We start from the raw sequence: 15,712 nt of genomic DNA, 5'->3' as shown, positions 1-15,712 counted from the left end.
TATCAAGCAGCTCCTTTCAAGCGTTAGCGAATTTGCTTGTTCGCTCAATGCACGATAACTTGCATGCCATAAAGGGCATGTTCATAAAACCATTTTGCATCTGCAACAGTCAAACGGATACACCCATGAGAATTGGCTTTTTGTCCTAGTTCTTCTGCTTCTTCTTCAATATAATCTCCCGAAGCGTCAATCGGCACCGAATGAAACAAGTAGACGCCATGATCTTTCCAAGATACCCAATAGTTCGCTCCCTCGCCAGAAGATTCATTAAAAAAAGTTTCTCCTCTTTCAGCTTGAATGGAATAAGTTCCTGTAGGCGTTCTTCGGTCTCCTCCTGATCCAGTAGAGCAAACCATCGTATAAAGCACTCGATTCTTCCGCATGATCTTCACCCGCTGGTTTGCCAATGAGACATCGACCCAATCACCTTCTTGTAAAACAGGATAGGCTTTCTTCTCAGATGGATGACGCCAATCTGCGACGGCTACTTCTGTCGAAGAAGAATCCTCTGAGGATTTAGACGTTCCTGATCTCTCCTTTTTAGTAATTGCATTTTTTTTCGTAGGGATCGTTGCTTTTTTAGGAATGGTCTGTTTGATCTGTTCTGTAGACTGGTTCGTCTGACCAGCGGCTACGTTATGTGATAGGCTGGCACTAACAATGAATAACAGCACAGCACTCACAAACATACCAATGGTTCTTTTAGGGTATCTTTCTTTCATTATTTCTATCCTTACTAAGCCGTCGAAAAATCTCTCAGGCACAATTTCCAGTTCATTTTACCAAAGCTGCTTCTAAAACGTGATTTTAATCAGCAGTGACAAAACAAGTTAACAGCAGATTTCCAGCGTCTCTTAAAAAACTCTTGATAAAATGATCCATTAGCAGTTTAACGCCTTTGTAACTAAAAAGCCAGTTAAAAATGAAAGAGTAGAACCAGCCTCATCGTGCAGCGCTTCAAACGGATGCGGACAGGCCTCATTCAATCGGGTGGTAACTAAACCCTCGTCCTAAAACTTCAGCTACATTGCTGGCAATTACAAATGCCTGCGGATCAATGCTTTCAATCAATTGTTTGATATCAGCAAATTCTTGATCGTTGACAACGATCAATAAAACTTGTTTCTCACTTCTTCGATGAACACCTTGTGCTTCTAACAAGGTTGCCCCTCTAGAAATTGCCGTTGCAATGGCCGCTTGAATCTCGTCAAGATGTTCCTCACTCATGATCATCACAGACTTCTTGCGGTCCATCCCAGTTTCGATATAATTCATCACGATCGAAGTAATCACAATCGAAAGAATCGCAAACAAAAATTCTTCAAACCCAAAAACCAGTAAACTCATTGTTACCACAACCGCATCTGTGGCTAAAAGCCCGATGGAAGGATTGATATGGAAATATTTCTGGAAGATCAGCGGCGGAATCGTAGTTCCGCCACTAGAAGAATTATTTTTATATAAAATAGCAACCCCAGCAGCAAAAATCGCACTCCCAAAAATAACAGACAGCAGACGATCACTGGCCAACATATATTCAGGCACTACGGCAATTGCTAACGGAAAAACTATGCTGCCGAACAGCACCTTGAAGAAAGGCGCTTTCCCCAAAAAAACATAGGCCAGAACCAACATCACACTGTTCAGAACCATGATCACAAGCGCACGGTCCCAGCCCAAAGCAGATTCCATCAAGATTCCAATGCCACTGACCCCTCCAGCTGCAATATGATGAGGACCTAAAAACATGTTGATGCTCACCGCTAGAATCACCAGTGCAGAGAGTATTTTACTATAAGTTATCAATTGCTTCATTGTCTTCCTCTTTTCTTTGATCATCCGAATAGAAGCTGTCATTTTTTCCGAGAACTTGTGCTTTTACTATACCCTCATCTCTGAGTTGAGACAAAATTTCTGTTCAGAAGACTGAAACTTTTTTTTTATAGGATCAAGTACAGGTAAGAAAAATTTGCTCAAAGCTTGGTTGTTCAGGAACCTTTTGACTTGCGTTCTGACGTTCATTTTCTCACAGAATCGTTGGAAAAGAGAAGCATTTTTTTCAGCCTTCTCTGAAAATGATCATCTAGAATGCTGCTGCATTTCCATCTTTTTGCACTTGACTATCTTTAGGGATTCCCTTATTATCAAGGTTAACGATTTTAAATCAGAATTTTCTGAATTTTTAGGCGAAATAAACAAAATGAGGAAGGATGAACCATTTGAAGACAAGCAAACAAACCACTTGGTCTGGCGAACCCAACGAAGCAGCAATCCAACTGCTCCAGCAAGAAGGCAAAGTCATCGTTTGCCCCACTAAAGTAGGCTATATTATTGCCGTCTCTGACAAGAAAGGACTAGAACGCAAGTTTTCTGCCAAAAATCGCAAACGTAATAAGCCAGGAGTTGTATTATGCAGCTCATTGGAACAATTACAAGAATTAGCGGAATGGAACGATGAAATTGCGGCAGTTTACCAAAAATGTTGGGACAACGATGTTCTTTTTGGCGCGATCTTACCATGGAAAGAGTCTGGAAAAGCATATATTCCTGACGGATCGCAAGAATTGATGATGGATACCAGGGAAACGAGTTGTTTCGTCATCAAATTCGGCGTTCCTGGAGAACAAATCGCTAAAGCTCTTTGGGAGGAAAAGCAACAGCTATTGTTTGCCAGCTCAGCAAATCCTTCTGGTAAAGGCAATCGTGGTCTGGTGGAAGGAATTGGTGAACAAATCGCTAACGAAGCAGACCTCATCATTGAAAGCAATGACTATGTCGCTTCGATCCAACCTGATAAAACGATAGAGACCCGCTACGAACAAGGAGTCATGGTTTCTTTCGTAGATTCTGCTGGCAAATTGATTCCTCATCAAGGCTCTCAGCGATCGATCACCCCGGCGCCTGTATTGATTCGGAAGGGTTTAGTTGTAGATAAAATCCAACTGTTTTTGTCCGATCACTTCAATTCCTGGGACTATCGCCACGGCGAATACTACTAAGCAATTCATAGATTAGGACATCAGTCCAAGCATTCAACTAACCTTAGCTACGACTCTTCGACCGTAGCTGAGACTTTAGATCGAACTGCTTACAGCTGATGTCCTAATTTTTTGAGGGTAATTCTTGCATACAACAGCATTTTCCTTTCAATACTACTCTTCACAGATCAAATCATTTCTTTGATCGTCATGATAGCGTTCCAGATTTAATGATTCAGCTTACTGGTTACATCAGTCAGTCCCCTATGAAAACAGTCTCTTCCTAAAGAATAGAGCTACTATTTCTTGATGATCATCTGAATCGCTTGTTCCAGCTTCTGTGCTTGTTCTTGAGGATCTTTTTCTGGATTCTCGAAACAATCTTTCAAGTTCTCTGCAACAATCATGCCCATCACACGATCGATACTTGAACGTACCGCACTTAACTGAGTGATGATATCGATACATTCCTTCTCTTCTTCGATCATTTTTTGAACCCCACGAATCTGCCCTTCGGCACGTTTTAAACGATTCAGCACATTTTTTTGATCACTTCTTGTCTTATCCATCGTCTCACTCCTTTCCCATTAGAATATACCCTACAATGGTATAACGGTCAAACATTCTTTTCGTATCCGCAATGTTAATCAAATCAAATCATTGACAAATATAGAAAAACGGGGTTTAATATACCCCATACCGTATATAAAGGAGAATGTCTATGTTTTCATTGTTTCGTTCTGTCCCTTCCATCTCTATTCGTGATTTTTCCGCAGCACTGACTGCAAAAACGAAAGTTATTGATGTCCGGACGCCCTCTGAATACCGGGGTGGGCATATTCGAAATGCCGCCAATATCCCATTAAATAAAATCGCCCACTATTCAGGAAAAAAAGAACCGTTATATGTGATCTGTCAATCAGGCGTCCGCAGCAAACAAGCTGCCAAATTATTGATTAAAATGGGCTATGATGCCACAACGATTCGCGGTGGCATGAATCAATGGCAAGGACCAATTCAAGGAGGAAAATAAAATGAAAGTACTGATTGTCGGTGGGGTCGCCGGAGGCATGTCTGCTGCAACTCGATTACGCCGCTTAATGGAAGATGCTGAAATCATTGTTCTAGAGAAAGGTCCTTATGTGTCATTTGCGAACTGCGGCCTTCCTTACTTTATCGCAGGTGAAATTACTACTCGCGATCAATTACTACTGCAAACACCAGAGTCCTTAAAGGCACGTTTTGGTTTGGATGTTCGTCCAAATCAAGAAGTACTGGCTATTCACCCAGAACAAAAGAATGTGACTATCCATCGAGATTCTGAGACTTATGAAGAATCATATGACAAGTTGATTCTTGCTCCGGGAGCAAAAGCAATCATACCAAAAATCCCAGGATTAGACCGTGCCACAAACTGCCGTCAGTTACGAAATGTGCCGGATATGGATGCTATTTTGCAGAAAATCGATCAACATACCCGCCAAGCCGTCGTAGTCGGTGCCGGCTTTATTGGATTGGAAATGGCAGAAAGTCTGAAAAACCGTGGCTTAGAGGTCACCGTCGTTGAGAAAGCATCGCAGGTTTTACCTGCGATGGATGAAGAAATGGCTGCCTATGTCAAAAATGAATTGATAGCGAAGGGAATCAAGGTCATTACGGGCCAATCCGCAGTTTCTTTTGAAGAAGAAGGGAAAAAAATTCGGTTAGAAGATGACACTGTACTGGACTCAGACCTGACATTATTGTCTATCGGGGTCCAACCAGAATCAAGATTAGCAGCGGAAGCTGGAATCACTACTGGTATTCGAGGAGGAATCCTTGTAGACGAAAACTACCAAACGTCGCAAAAAGACATTTACGCTGTCGGAGATGCTATTGTCACGAAACAACAATTAACTGGAGAAGATGCGCTGATTTCTTTAGCCTCACCAGCTAACCGGCAAGGTCGACAAGTCGCAGACGTGATCGCTGGTCTGCCAAGGAAAAACCGTGGCAATATTGGAACTGCTATCCTGCGAGTCTTTGGGCTTACAGCAGCCATGACCGGATTAAGCGAGAAAGCAGCAGTATCTGCGGGCTTGCAGCCAGCTGTGATTCATGTCAGCGGAAAAGATCATGCTGGCTATTACCCTGGTGCTAAAGATCTGCTATTGAAATTGATTTTTAATAAAGAGACAGGTACTCTCTATGGTGCTCAGGCCGTTGGACAGAGTGGCGTCGATAAACGAATGGATGTATTAGCCACAGCCATCAAAAGTGGATTGACGGTGGCAGATTTAACAGAACTGGAACTGAGTTATGCACCGCCTTTTGGTTCCGCCAAAGATCCAGTGAACCTGATCGGCTATGCGGCATTGAATCTAATCGAAGGGATCAGTGAATCAATCCAGTGGCATGAACTTTCTGCAGAATTAGCTGCCGGCAAACAATTACTAGATGTCCGCAATACAGCGGAAATGACTGGCCGCTTCAAAAACGCCCTGCATATTCCGCTGAATGAATTACGAGACCGACTGACTGAACTTGATCCGACTGCTTCTTATATCGTCAGCTGTCATAGCGGACTGCGAAGCTATTTAGCCGAACGGATTCTCAAACAATCTGGCTACGAGGCAAAAAATCTAGACGGGGCTTTTGCGCTTTATCAAACCGTCAGACCGGAGGAAATCATTCATGTATCGCTCGATCACAATGCCTGAATTTTATCAAGCAAGCAAACAACAGAAGTTCCACCTGATTGATGTCAGAGAAGTCGATGAATTTATCAGCGGCCATGTACCAAATGCGCAAAATAATCCGTTATCTCACTTCACTACTGCCAATTTGGAGAAAGACCTTGACTACTACGTGATTTGTCACTCAGGTGCTCGGTCAGAGCAAGCCTGTCACTATATGGACCAGCAAGGGTTCAAGGCGATCAATGTATTAGGCGGCACTTCTGCTTGGCCAGGTGAACTCGTTTAAAACACGTTACACCAAATAAAACCCAATGACCGCTACTTTGATCCAAGTAGCAGTCATTGGGTTTTGGTTTAAACTCGTCAGCTAACTATTCAAAAACAAATTGATTGTGGTAAAGTTCGGCATAAAACCCGTTTTCTGCCAATAATTCTTGATGGCTACCTTCTTCGATGACTTGCCCCTCCCGCAAGACAACGATTCGATCGGCATTCAAAATCGTCTTTAGACGATGGGCGATGACAAAACTGGTCCGTCCTTTGATGGCTTCATCCATTGCTTGCTGAATCTTCGCTTCCGTCACCGTATCAACATTACTGGTAGCTTCATCCAAAATCAATAAAGATGGATTGGTCAAAATCGTGCGAGCGATACTCATCAACTGCTTTTGCCCGGTACTGAATAGATTGTTTTCTTCCGTGATTGGTGTATCATACCCTTGTTCTAACGTCATGATAAATTCATGGATGTTGGCCTGTTTTGCTGCTGCAATAATCGCTTCCTCACTGGCATCCGGCTTACCAAAAGCAATATTTTCCCGAATCGTCCCAGAAAACAGTACCGAATCTTGCAACACGATCCCCACATGCTCCCGCAATGCATCTAAATCTAACTGTCGAATGTCCTGACCATCAAATGTTACTGAGCCATTCGTCACATCATAGAAGCGATTCAAAAGATTCATGATGGTTGTCTTTCCAGAACCAGTTGGTCCTACCAATGCCACCATTTCACCCTTTTTGACATGGATGGTGACATCTTTAAGGATTAAACGATCACTATCATAACCGAAATCAACATGATTCAATGCCACTTCTTGCTTGATACCAGTGATTTTTTCACCATTTGCCGGTTTTTCTTCATCCGGTTCATCAAACATCTCATTCAAACGACGGGCGCCAGTGATTGCCAATTGAATCATGCTGTAACCAGAAGAAATCTGCATCAACGGTTGATAGTATTGTTGAGAATATTGAACGAAAGTCACCACAAGGCCTAGAGCAACTGAACGTTCCAAATCCCCATTCAATGCTAACCAACCGCCAAAGAAAATCACGATCGCCGTGTTGACCAGCGACATTCCTTGCATCATTGGGAAAAGCAATCCTGAGTAAACTTGTCCTTTGTAAGTGGCTTCCCGAACACTTTGGTTGTGCTGCAAAAATCCATCAATCGTTTCTTCTTGAAGACCGTTGGTGATGATGATCCGTTGGCCGCTGATTTTTTCATCAATGTACCCGTTTAGTTTTCCTACTTCATCTTGCTGCAGATCGACATATTTGCGAGCTTTTTGGATCACAATGACTGCAATCAGGATGGCAATTGGTGTAGACGCAATCGTCGCCCAAGCTAATGTGACATTTTGTCGGAACATCATGATCAAAATCCCGATCATCAATACCACATTGGTCAATACTTGCAGCAATGCTTGATTCAAGCTGTTTTGAATGTTATCCAAATCGCTGGTAAAACGACTCAAAATTTCACCATCTTGATGGGAATCAAAAAATTTGATCGTCAATTTTTCCAATTTATTGAATAACCCGATTCGCATCCGATTGGTGGATTTCCCCACCACTTGCGTGAACAAGATACTATAAATAAAGTTTGCTCCACTTGCCAATACGTAAAACAGCAGTAACTTCCAGATGACAGATACGAATTTTGACTTGTCATCTACGCCTTGCATCAATCCACCAACATAATTCGCTAATTCCTGAAAGGCTTGCCCCACATAGACCGGTGCTTGGACTTGCAGATAAGTGGCTGCAATCAAGGTAATGAAAATGAAAAAGAAAGAGAGTTTGTATCGTTTTAAATAGTGATAAAAAAACTTGCTTGCTTTGATCAAATCCGTCATAGTTATTCAGCTCCTTTCTGAGTCTCAAAAATTTCCTGATAAATTGGATTGTTGGCAGCTAACTCTTGATGGGTACCTACTCCAACCAGACGACCTTTATCCAACACCAGGATGCGGTCCGCATTCACAACAGAAGCAATTTTCTGTGCAATGATGATCGTGGTGGTAGCTTGCAGTTCTTTTTCAAAGGCTTCACGAACCAGTTTTTCCGAACGAGCATCCAATGCACTCGTACTATCATCTAGAATCAAGATTTTTGGTTCCCCGATGACACCTCGTGAAATAGATAGCCGTTGCTTTTGACCACCAGAAAAATTACTGCTTCGTTCCGCTACGGGTGCTTCAAAACGGTTCGTCAATTTTTGAATGAATTCACTTGCCTGCGCGATTTCTGTTGCATGGGTCATTTCAGGGACAGTGGCGTTCTTTTTGCCGTGGCGCAGATTTTGGGCAATGGTTCCGGAGAAAAGAATCGCTTTTTGTAGAACAAAAGAAACGGTTTGACGTAAGCTTTGCTCATTTACTTCTCGTAAATCGACGCCTCCAACTCGCACGGTTCCTTCTGTTGGATCAAACAAGCGCGGAATCAATTGAGCTAATGTCGATTTCCCTGCACCAGTTGCCCCGACGATCCCAATCATTTCTCCAGGAGCGATTGAAAAACTGATGTCTGTCAAAGCATTTTTCTCATCCCCAGGATAACGGAAAGAAACGTGCTCGAATGCCACACTGCCTGCTAATTCTTGCTGTGGAACATCTTTGTAGGACAAGTCTGGTTCGGTAACCAGAATTTCTTTCAATCGTTTGAGAGAGACCGCTGCCCGAGAAGTCATCATCATCATCATACCGCCGATAATGATCGCCATCATGATCTGCATCAAATAATTCATGAAAGAAGCGATTCCCCCGATCAATGTCGGATCGTCTTTTGCAAGGTCGCTGACAAAGAAGATCGCGCCTACGACCGCTAAGTTGGCTGCCAGCATAAAGGACGGAATCATCACAGAGAAAAGCGTACCAACGATGATGTTGTGTTTTGTTAGTTCGTCGCTGACTTTCGTGAAACTGTTCAATTGATTTTTTTCTTGAACAAATGATTTCACCACACGAATCCCTAAAAGATTTTCTTTTGCTGCACTATTGATTTTGTCGATCAAATTTTGAATGATCATGAAATGTTTGCCCATCTGTGTAAAAGAAAGACCAGTAATGATCACTACTGCAACGATCAATGCGACGATTACCCACCAAAGTTGAGGCATCGTGATCATGGCTAAGATAAAGGCACCAATAAATAAGAAAGGAATCCGAAACAACGACTGCAAGGAGATCATCACTAAATTTTGGATTTGGGTGATGTCATTGGTCAGTCGAACCACCAGATTTCCTGCTGAGAATTTCTCGATATTACCAAACGAGAAAGTTTGGATTTTACGAAAGGCTTCTTCACGAATATCCGCACTGACTCCTTGCGCTACTTTGGCAGAGAAAATAGTATTGATGACCCCAGCCACCAGCCCAAACACGGCTAGACCGATCAATTGGACCCCAATCGATTTCATTTCATTATCGTCTTCTTTAATGATTGCTTCCAATACTTGTTGCAGCAGCTTCGGCTGCCATAACGTAGCCAGTACCATGACAGCTACAGAAACCAGCGCAATAAAGACAGCGCCTTTGTATTTCTTTACATGGCGTAAAACAAGATCCATCTTAAAACACACTCCTTTACAGTTTGACAGGCATTATTTAACACTGTAAAATAAAGCCGGACAATAATTTACCATTTTTAGAAAAATGTTGCAAGCGAACAAAGGATGATTTTTTTATGGAACAAAAGTTATCAAAAGAATCAATTATTCATGCGGCTTTTGCCTACCTAAAGGAAACATCTGACCTTTCTCAGTTAACCATGCGCAAATTGGCAAAAGTACTTTCTGTTCAAGCACCGGCATTGTATTGGTATTTCACGAATAAACAAGAGCTGTTGCAAGCGATGGCTGAAACGATGGAAAATGATCTGCCGGATGTCCCTGCGGGTAGCTGGCAAGAACAGTTGCAAACCTTTATGGCCAATTACTACGATCTCTATCTCCAATATCCCTGTGGTGCAGAACTAGAGATTCATACGATTCCTTCCTATCCTAGCCGACTGCTGCATTTAGAGCAAATGATCACTATATTGATCGAAGCCGGCTTCACTCCTGCCCAAAGCCGTCAAACCGTTCAGGCATTGCATCATCTCTTATTGGGACACTTACTCGATCGTCAAAAAGAAGAACAATTACGAGCAAAAATTGTAACTGGCGATGATAAATTGCGGGCACATGTCTCTGCTATGCGCAGCTATGTTGTTGAGAATCATTTAAAAGGGATGGCAGAAGGCATCCAACAACGCAAACAAATCGACGAACGTCAAGTTTTTCTGGAGAGTATCGCGATTTATCTGGCTGGCTTACACAAGCGAAATACCTCTCTAAAATAAAAAAACGCCAACAAATCTCACTAAGTTTCCTTAAATCGCTTTCCGATTTCAAGGCACGAGGCTCATTGGTGTTTTTGTTGCGTTTTTTAAAGCGTTGTTAGTTCTTCTTTTTGTTTTTTCGTCAATTTCTGATAAACCAGTTCATAAGAGGTCAAAATCAACTGTTCAATTTGTTCGTCTGCTACCTCATCCGCTGCCAGACGAATAGAATTCCAGTGGGTTTTATTGGCATAGTATCCGGGAATAATCGCCTTAGGGTATTGTTCACGTAATTCTTCATTGACTTCCGGTTTATTTTTCAACGTAATGATCGCATCATCATTCGCTTCAGGACTCATCATACCAAACTGTTTGCCGATTAGACCAAAATAAATCGTCCCCCAATCCTCACGATAGGCCACATTAGCACCTGCCAATGACTGACCGTAACTTTTCAGGCGATCGATTCGTTGTTGGATCTGATTATTCATTGCCATCCCTCCGGTTTGAAACTGATTTTTTCTTTAGTGTACCATATCTTAGAGGGTTTCTTTCATCAGCAAACTGTTGATTTAGATAAAAAAACAGACCCGCTAAGCGAGTCTGTGATACGTATGAATGTTTGGCTTGATTAATACCAACCGTTAGCTTCCCAGAATGCTTTTGCTGCAGACCATGAACCATAACGTGAAGCAACATAATTATCGGCTACTTTTTCTTGATTGGCCGCTGAATAGTCCCCATTCAAGTAAGAGTTAGTCAACTGATAACGTCCATAGTATTGGCCATTTGTTGCTGTATAAGAACCGCCAGATTCTTTGTTCGCAATCCATTCTTTAGCTGAAGCTTCTGAACTTGTTGCTGCAGAACTGCTTGATGCAGATGAGCTCGGGCTTGTTTGTTGGCTGCTGGCAGGTTGTGAAGCTGGTTCTTCATAAGTGACTGATGATTCTGCAGCTGCTGAAGAACGTTCATTTGTATAGCTGGCATCGTCTGTTGGTAAGACCAGTGTTTCACCAACATAGATCAAATTTTTGTTCGTAATGCCGTTTGCTTCAACAATTTTATCAACGGCTTCTGAGGTGCCAAAATAGTTATAGGCAATCGTAGATAGTGTATCCCCAGATTGCACCGTGTATTCTTCATCAGCAAACGCATCTTGTCCACCTAGAAACACACCCAGACCTGCAAGGACAGCTGTACTAAGCAAAACAGTTTTCAATGACTTCATAAAATAATTCTCCTCATCTTGTAGCGTTTATAGTCTGTCGCAGGAGAAATCTCCAACGCATAGACTAGTCTAACACCAGAGAATATTTCATAGGTGAAAATCTCGTTACAGATGATTACGAATGCGTCGAGTTCCTTACGTTTCGTAAGCGTCGCGTAATTCCTTTTGAATCAACAACGATTATCAACATAAAAATATAAATTAGTTATTTTATTTCAATAAAAGTGAATCCCCTCTTTTTTATTTATGAATTGTTACAAATTGGATGAATTTACACACAGTCGTAACAAAAAAAGCTGCAGCTGAACAGCGCGTTTCCATGAATGCTTGTTGCATCGACTGGAAGCAGGCGCTCACTTGCTGCAGCATCTTTCGCTGACACTTTATCTAACCGTTTTTTTCACTGGAATCAACTTATTCATCACAATAGCAGCAATCGCACTTAACGCAATCGGTGAATCCAATAAGTATTGTAGAAATTGCGGAGTTTCTTGTTTGATCTCAGCCGGCATGAACAAAAGACCGATCGCTAAGATTAGCGGAACACCAATAATATAGAGTTCACGTTCAGAAAACTCTTCATTCTTGATCACTCGAAAGCCGCTAAGCAAAATGATCACACAGACAACTGCGAAGACACCACCGATTACCGCTGAAGGTACGGCATGGATCAATGCTGATAACTTGCCGACAAATGACAAGAGGATGAACCAGCAGGAAGCCATCACAAAGACTTTTTTACTGGCAACCCCAGTAATGGAAATGATACCGGCATTTGTTGAATACCCCGTCACTGGTGTCGTTCCTACTAAAGCAGCCACCAGGCAACCGATTCCTTCACCAATGACTCCTTTATTGATTTGTTCATCTGTCACAGCTTCCTCAGTGACAGAGCTGACGGCATACCAAGTTCCTGTTGTTTCTGCTAGTAATACCATATAAATCACCAGCATCGTCAAAATAGCTGAAACATCAAAATGAAGACCATAATTGACGAAAATAAGTTTTGGCAAACTGAAAAATGAAGCATCCGCAACAGACTGGAAGTCCACGCCGCCCATGAACCAAGCAATCAGCGTCCCGATCATTAAGGCAATAATCACCGAGCTAATCCGGAAATATTTACCTAAACGAGGGAAGTAATCACCTAACATCGAGAATAAAATCAAAATTGCTGCTGTCACTGCAGCCAAAAACATGTTCTGATTAGCCGATAATGTCTCAGTAGCTGGATAAATGTTGCTGGTAAAAGCTGTAGGTAACAATGTCAGTCCAACGATCATGATGATCGTGCCACTGACGATCGTGGGAATAAAGTTGCGGACAATATACTTATAGATCCCTGTCATCCCTAAAAGAATAACAGCCAATGCCCCGACAATACTAGCTCCTAAGACAGTATCCATACCTTGCGCTCCAAAATAGATACCAATGATTGCGCCTACTGGTACAAAGGACGGCCCTTGACAGACGGGCAATTTCAAGAAAAAGAGAACTTGGATCAGCGAAGCAATCCCAGCACCTAAAAAGGTGGATTGGATCAGCCCGGCTGCATCCGACGAGCTCATGGCAACAGCAGTTGCAATAATAAAGGGTGGGACATACACATCCATTGCCAACACGTGTTGTAAGCCAAGAACAATGGCTTGTCCTAAAGGTATATCTTCATTCATTCCGATCGTTAAACGATTACTTCTGGTTTCCACAGTATCAATCTCCTCATTTTTCATGTACTTTTTTTCCTTGCACCCAGACCTGACGAATGTTTTCAGCCGTTGCTAGATACAAAATCTTTTGTAATTGTTCTTTCGGTTGGTTCAGTACACCAAAAGCTGGCAATGGATTACCAGAATAACAAGTATCGATCACTTGAAGGTCGCAAGCGTAGCCTTCCTTGATAAGACCAATCGGTAGTCGTAGCGCTTCGCCCCCTCCTTTTGTCGCCAATGAAAAAGCGTCGATGACTGAGATACGCGCATTCGCAACACCTCGATTCGTTTGGGGCAATGTAACATCCACACCGTCTTCTAACATGCGGGAAGACATAACAGCTTGCTTGATATTGTCATACAAACTTGGAGAAAAGCCGCCAGAGATATCTGTGCCTAGTCCAATCGTTACGCCTTGTTCTTTAAGCCGATTGATAGGGATCACACCATTGGCAAAGTACGCATTGGAAATCGGGCAGTGAGCAACAGCAGTCCCTGTTTCCACAAAGATCTCACCATCTTTTTCATCGATAAAATTACAATGAGCCATCACAGCTTTTTCTCCCAGTAAGCCAAAATCCCGCAAGACTTCTGTGTCGGTTTTACCAAATCGTTCCAAGACGTGATCGTGTTCCCATTGGCCTTCACTGCAATGGGATTGTACATGGACATCGTATTTTTGTGCGAGTTGTCCTAACCCAGCCAGACCTTCATCCGTGCAGCTTGGGACGAATCGTGGTGTCACTACTGGATAGACTCCTTGACGTGTCGTTTTTGCCAACTTTTGGACTTCTTTAATGAAGGTTTCGGTCTCTGCTAGTGCCGTAGCAGTTGAGGCATCTCGATAAAAATCTGGGTTCGCGTCGGGATCATCCATGACTACTTTCCCCACTAGCCCTCGTTGACCCTTCTCAGCACAAATCTTGGCTAATTGTAAACTTGCTTCCAAATGAACGGTCGCAAAATAAAGAACCGTCGTTGTTCCTCGAGCCAGTAGTTGCGCAACTAAATCATGGTACACTTCTGAAGCAAAACTTGAGTCCGCGTATTTTGCTTCCAACGGGAAGGTACACTCATCTAGCCATACATTCAACGGCTCATCCAATGCAACTCCTGCTTGCGGCCATTGGGGTGCATGAACGTGCAAGTCGACGAATCCCGGTAAAAAATACTGTCCCTTCTGCAATTCAACTAGCATTCCTTGTTTGGCAGCTGCCAGCATTTCTGGATAGTCTGATTGTTCTGTTGTGACCACCCTTTCGATCATCCCTTCAGCATCCACGCAAATGAGGACATCCTCTAAGTATTCCAGCACGCCATCTGTGGGTGTGTGAAATACAGAACCTTTAAAATATTTTGTTATTGACATAAGTTTTCTCCTTTAACAAACTGCATCAGACTGCTGCTTTGACATTAGCAGTTTTCATTAAAATAAGCATCAATGGTTTTATTTTACATTCATTCGGATTTTTTTCAATAAAAACCGTACATTAATCCTGACAAAAAGAATCTAATGTTCGTTTTTAAGGCAAAAAAAGACATTTGGTGTGTTCACCAAATGTCTTTCCTTCCCTTAAAGCTGAATTGTCGTACCACTATTGCCAGCTAAAGTTTCCGCCGCTTTTTCCAATGAAGCGATCACTGCTTGACGCCCATCCTTGGAAGCAGCAAATGCGATCGCTGCTTCCACTTTTGGCAACATACTACCAGGTGCAAATTGATTTTGGTCAATGTACGTTTGCATTTCAGCGACAGTGGCTGTTGTCAATCCTCGTTGATCTGGTTGACCATAGTTGACAAAGACTTGGTCAACAGCGGTTAAGATAATAAAGATATCCGCATCGATCAGTGCCGCCATCTTGGCTGCAGCAAAGTCTTTGTCAATCACCGCGTCAACTCCTTTATAGCGAGTGCCTTCATAAACCACTGGTATGCCGCCTCCGCCACATGCAATCACCACTTGACCTGCATCTACTAATGTTTTTAGACTGATTTTTTCATAAATGTCCACTGGTTTAGGAGAAGGAACGACCCGACGCCAACCTCGGCCTGCATCTTCTATATAAGTGTCGCCGCTTTCAGTCATTAATTGCTGAGCCTTAGCTTCACTATAGTAGCCACCGATTGGTTTCGTTGGATTCGTAAAAGCTGGATCAGCTGGATCGACCACCACTTGCGTCAACATGGAAACGACCGGAATATTTTCCAACCCGCGAGAAACAAGCTCTTCATCAATCGCTTGTTGCAAATGGTAACCGATGTACCCTTGACTCATAGCTGTGCATTCAGGAAATGGCATGACGTCTTCTTGCGTTTTGCTGGTTTCCTCAAATGCTAAGCGAATTTTGCCAACTTGAGGACCATTCCCGTGAGCAATCACCACGTGATGGCCGTCACTGATTAGATCAGCAATCGATTTTGCTGCCACTTGGGCTTTGGTCAATTGTTCGTGCGCAGAGTCGCCTAAAGCATTTCCGCCTAAAGCGATGACAATTTTTGACATACGTCTCC

At 42.7% G+C, this 15,712-nt stretch carries 15 protein-coding genes; 5 read left to right on the top strand and 10 right to left on the bottom strand.

Features of this window, described 5'->3' with window-relative positions:
• Window positions 1-44: 44 nt before the first annotated feature.
• Both ACTFWY_RS05315 and ACTFWY_RS05310 read right to left on the bottom strand, forming a co-directional pair.
• On the bottom strand, window positions 45-722 hold the full coding sequence (locus tag ACTFWY_RS05315; RefSeq protein WP_086269025.1) for a L,D-transpeptidase: 678 nt from the start codon (window positions 720-722) through the stop codon (window positions 45-47).
• A gap of 256 nt (window positions 723-978) precedes the next feature.
• Window positions 979-1,815: a YitT family protein gene (locus tag ACTFWY_RS05310; protein ID WP_029486479.1), complete on the bottom strand. Its 837-nt coding sequence runs from the start codon at window positions 1,813-1,815 to the stop codon at window positions 979-981.
• A gap of 395 nt (window positions 1,816-2,210) precedes the next feature.
• On the opposite strand from ACTFWY_RS05310, the gene ACTFWY_RS05305 reads away from it, so the two are divergent.
• The gene (locus ACTFWY_RS05305) at window positions 2,211-2,999 is read left to right on the top strand and encodes an L-threonylcarbamoyladenylate synthase (protein WP_439926406.1); all 789 of its coding nucleotides are present in this window, start codon (window positions 2,211-2,213) and stop codon (window positions 2,997-2,999) included.
• 278 nt (window positions 3,000-3,277) lie between these two features.
• Here the strand turns inward: ACTFWY_RS05305 and ACTFWY_RS05300 are convergent, their stop codons facing one another.
• Window positions 3,278-3,547 (bottom strand): metal-sensitive transcriptional regulator, encoded by a 270-nt coding sequence (locus tag ACTFWY_RS05300; RefSeq protein WP_003125645.1) that lies wholly within the window; start codon window positions 3,545-3,547, stop codon window positions 3,278-3,280.
• Window positions 3,548-3,699: 152 nt separating this feature from the next.
• Here ACTFWY_RS05300 and ACTFWY_RS05295 point away from each other — a divergent pair, with 152 nt between their 5' ends.
• Genes ACTFWY_RS05295 through ACTFWY_RS05285 form a run of 3 tightly spaced genes read left to right on the top strand, consistent with a single transcriptional unit; the run spans window position 3,700 to window position 5,942 of the window.
• Window positions 3,700-4,011 carry a rhodanese-like domain-containing protein gene (locus ACTFWY_RS05295; protein WP_171917265.1) on the top strand — a complete coding sequence of 104 codons (312 nt, stop codon included), beginning with the start codon at window positions 3,700-3,702 and terminating at the stop codon, window positions 4,009-4,011.
• Between the two features lies 1 nt (window position 4,012).
• Window positions 4,013-5,677: an FAD-dependent oxidoreductase gene (locus ACTFWY_RS05290; protein WP_311828160.1), complete on the top strand. Its 1,665-nt coding sequence runs from the start codon at window positions 4,013-4,015 to the stop codon at window positions 5,675-5,677.
• Window positions 5,652-5,942 (top strand): rhodanese-like domain-containing protein, encoded by a 291-nt coding sequence (locus tag ACTFWY_RS05285; protein WP_003125640.1) that lies wholly within the window; start codon window positions 5,652-5,654, stop codon window positions 5,940-5,942. Before ACTFWY_RS05290 ends, ACTFWY_RS05285 begins: the two co-directional genes overlap by 26 nt.
• Before the next feature lie 85 nt (window positions 5,943-6,027).
• Here the strand turns inward: ACTFWY_RS05285 and ACTFWY_RS05280 are convergent, their stop codons facing one another.
• Together ACTFWY_RS05280 and ACTFWY_RS05275 are read right to left on the bottom strand one after the other, a co-directional pair.
• The gene (locus ACTFWY_RS05280) at window positions 6,028-7,797 is read right to left on the bottom strand and encodes an ABC transporter ATP-binding protein (protein WP_311828159.1); all 1,770 of its coding nucleotides are present in this window, start codon (window positions 7,795-7,797) and stop codon (window positions 6,028-6,030) included.
• 2 nt (window positions 7,798-7,799) lie between these two features.
• Window positions 7,800-9,509 carry an ABC transporter ATP-binding protein gene (locus ACTFWY_RS05275; RefSeq protein WP_156247688.1) on the bottom strand — a complete coding sequence of 570 codons (1,710 nt, stop codon included), beginning with the start codon at window positions 9,507-9,509 and terminating at the stop codon, window positions 7,800-7,802.
• Between the two features lie 116 nt (window positions 9,510-9,625).
• Here ACTFWY_RS05275 and ACTFWY_RS05270 point away from each other — a divergent pair, with 116 nt between their 5' ends.
• On the top strand, window positions 9,626-10,282 hold the full coding sequence (locus ACTFWY_RS05270) for a TetR/AcrR family transcriptional regulator C-terminal domain-containing protein (protein ID WP_311828158.1): 657 nt from the start codon (window positions 9,626-9,628) through the stop codon (window positions 10,280-10,282).
• Window positions 10,283-10,368: 86 nt separating this feature from the next.
• On the opposite strand, the gene ACTFWY_RS05265 is transcribed toward ACTFWY_RS05270, so the two are convergent.
• The 5 genes from ACTFWY_RS05265 to arcC form a co-directional block, all read right to left on the bottom strand.
• The gene (locus tag ACTFWY_RS05265; RefSeq protein ID WP_311828156.1) at window positions 10,369-10,752 is read right to left on the bottom strand and encodes an MmcQ/YjbR family DNA-binding protein; all 384 of its coding nucleotides are present in this window, start codon (window positions 10,750-10,752) and stop codon (window positions 10,369-10,371) included.
• A gap of 140 nt (window positions 10,753-10,892) precedes the next feature.
• Window positions 10,893-11,492, bottom strand: coding sequence for a LysM peptidoglycan-binding domain-containing protein (locus ACTFWY_RS05260; RefSeq protein WP_103300243.1), 600 nt, complete (start codon window positions 11,490-11,492; stop codon window positions 10,893-10,895).
• A gap of 383 nt (window positions 11,493-11,875) precedes the next feature.
• A complete protein-coding gene (locus tag ACTFWY_RS05255; protein ID WP_172461439.1) occupies window positions 11,876-13,165 on the bottom strand; it encodes a uracil-xanthine permease family protein in 1,290 nt (429 codons plus the stop codon).
• 46 nt (window positions 13,166-13,211) lie between these two features.
• Window positions 13,212-14,570 (bottom strand): guanine deaminase, encoded by a 1,359-nt coding sequence (guaD, locus tag ACTFWY_RS05250; protein WP_311828154.1) that lies wholly within the window; start codon window positions 14,568-14,570, stop codon window positions 13,212-13,214.
• 204 nt (window positions 14,571-14,774) lie between these two features.
• Window positions 14,775-15,704 (bottom strand): carbamate kinase, encoded by a 930-nt coding sequence (gene arcC, locus ACTFWY_RS05245; protein ID WP_103300242.1) that lies wholly within the window; start codon window positions 15,702-15,704, stop codon window positions 14,775-14,777.
• Between the last annotated feature and the right edge of the window lie 8 nt (window positions 15,705-15,712).

The sequence above is a fragment of the Enterococcus sp. 125944 genome, from assembly GCF_051909435.1.
Classification (GTDB): domain Bacteria; phylum Bacillota; class Bacilli; order Lactobacillales; family Enterococcaceae; genus Enterococcus_D; species Enterococcus_D gallinarum.
The sequence above is the reverse complement of the archived record's forward strand: the minus strand, read 5'-3'. Positions and strand labels throughout refer to the sequence as shown.

Coding starts and splice junctions, on each gene's coding strand:
- ACTFWY_RS05270 (WP_311828158.1), top strand. CDS start 9,626: ATGGAACAAAAGTTATCAAAAGAATCAATTATTCATGCGGCTTTTGCC.
- arcC (WP_103300242.1), bottom strand. CDS start 15,704: ATGTCAAAAATTGTCATCGCTTTAGGCGGAAATGCTTTAGGCGACTCT.
- ACTFWY_RS05290 (WP_311828160.1), top strand. CDS start 4,013: ATGAAAGTACTGATTGTCGGTGGGGTCGCCGGAGGCATGTCTGCTGCA.
- ACTFWY_RS05285 (WP_003125640.1), top strand. CDS start 5,652: ATGTATCGCTCGATCACAATGCCTGAATTTTATCAAGCAAGCAAACAA.
- ACTFWY_RS05310 (WP_029486479.1), bottom strand. CDS start 1,815: ATGAAGCAATTGATAACTTATAGTAAAATACTCTCTGCACTGGTGATT.
- ACTFWY_RS05280 (WP_311828159.1), bottom strand. CDS start 7,797: ATGACGGATTTGATCAAAGCAAGCAAGTTTTTTTATCACTATTTAAAA.
- guaD (WP_311828154.1), bottom strand. CDS start 14,570: ATGTCAATAACAAAATATTTTAAAGGTTCTGTATTTCACACACCCACA.
- ACTFWY_RS05275 (WP_156247688.1), bottom strand. CDS start 9,509: ATGGATCTTGTTTTACGCCATGTAAAGAAATACAAAGGCGCTGTCTTT.
- ACTFWY_RS05295 (WP_171917265.1), top strand. CDS start 3,700: ATGTTTTCATTGTTTCGTTCTGTCCCTTCCATCTCTATTCGTGATTTT.
- ACTFWY_RS05300 (WP_003125645.1), bottom strand. CDS start 3,547: ATGGATAAGACAAGAAGTGATCAAAAAAATGTGCTGAATCGTTTAAAA.
- ACTFWY_RS05265 (WP_311828156.1), bottom strand. CDS start 10,752: ATGAATAATCAGATCCAACAACGAATCGATCGCCTGAAAAGTTACGGT.
- ACTFWY_RS05260 (WP_103300243.1), bottom strand. CDS start 11,492: ATGAAGTCATTGAAAACTGTTTTGCTTAGTACAGCTGTCCTTGCAGGT.
- ACTFWY_RS05315 (WP_086269025.1), bottom strand. CDS start 722: ATGAAAGAAAGATACCCTAAAAGAACCATTGGTATGTTTGTGAGTGCT.
- ACTFWY_RS05255 (WP_172461439.1), bottom strand. CDS start 13,165: ATGAATGAAGATATACCTTTAGGACAAGCCATTGTTCTTGGCTTACAA.
- ACTFWY_RS05305 (WP_439926406.1), top strand. CDS start 2,211: ATGAACCATTTGAAGACAAGCAAACAAACCACTTGGTCTGGCGAACCC.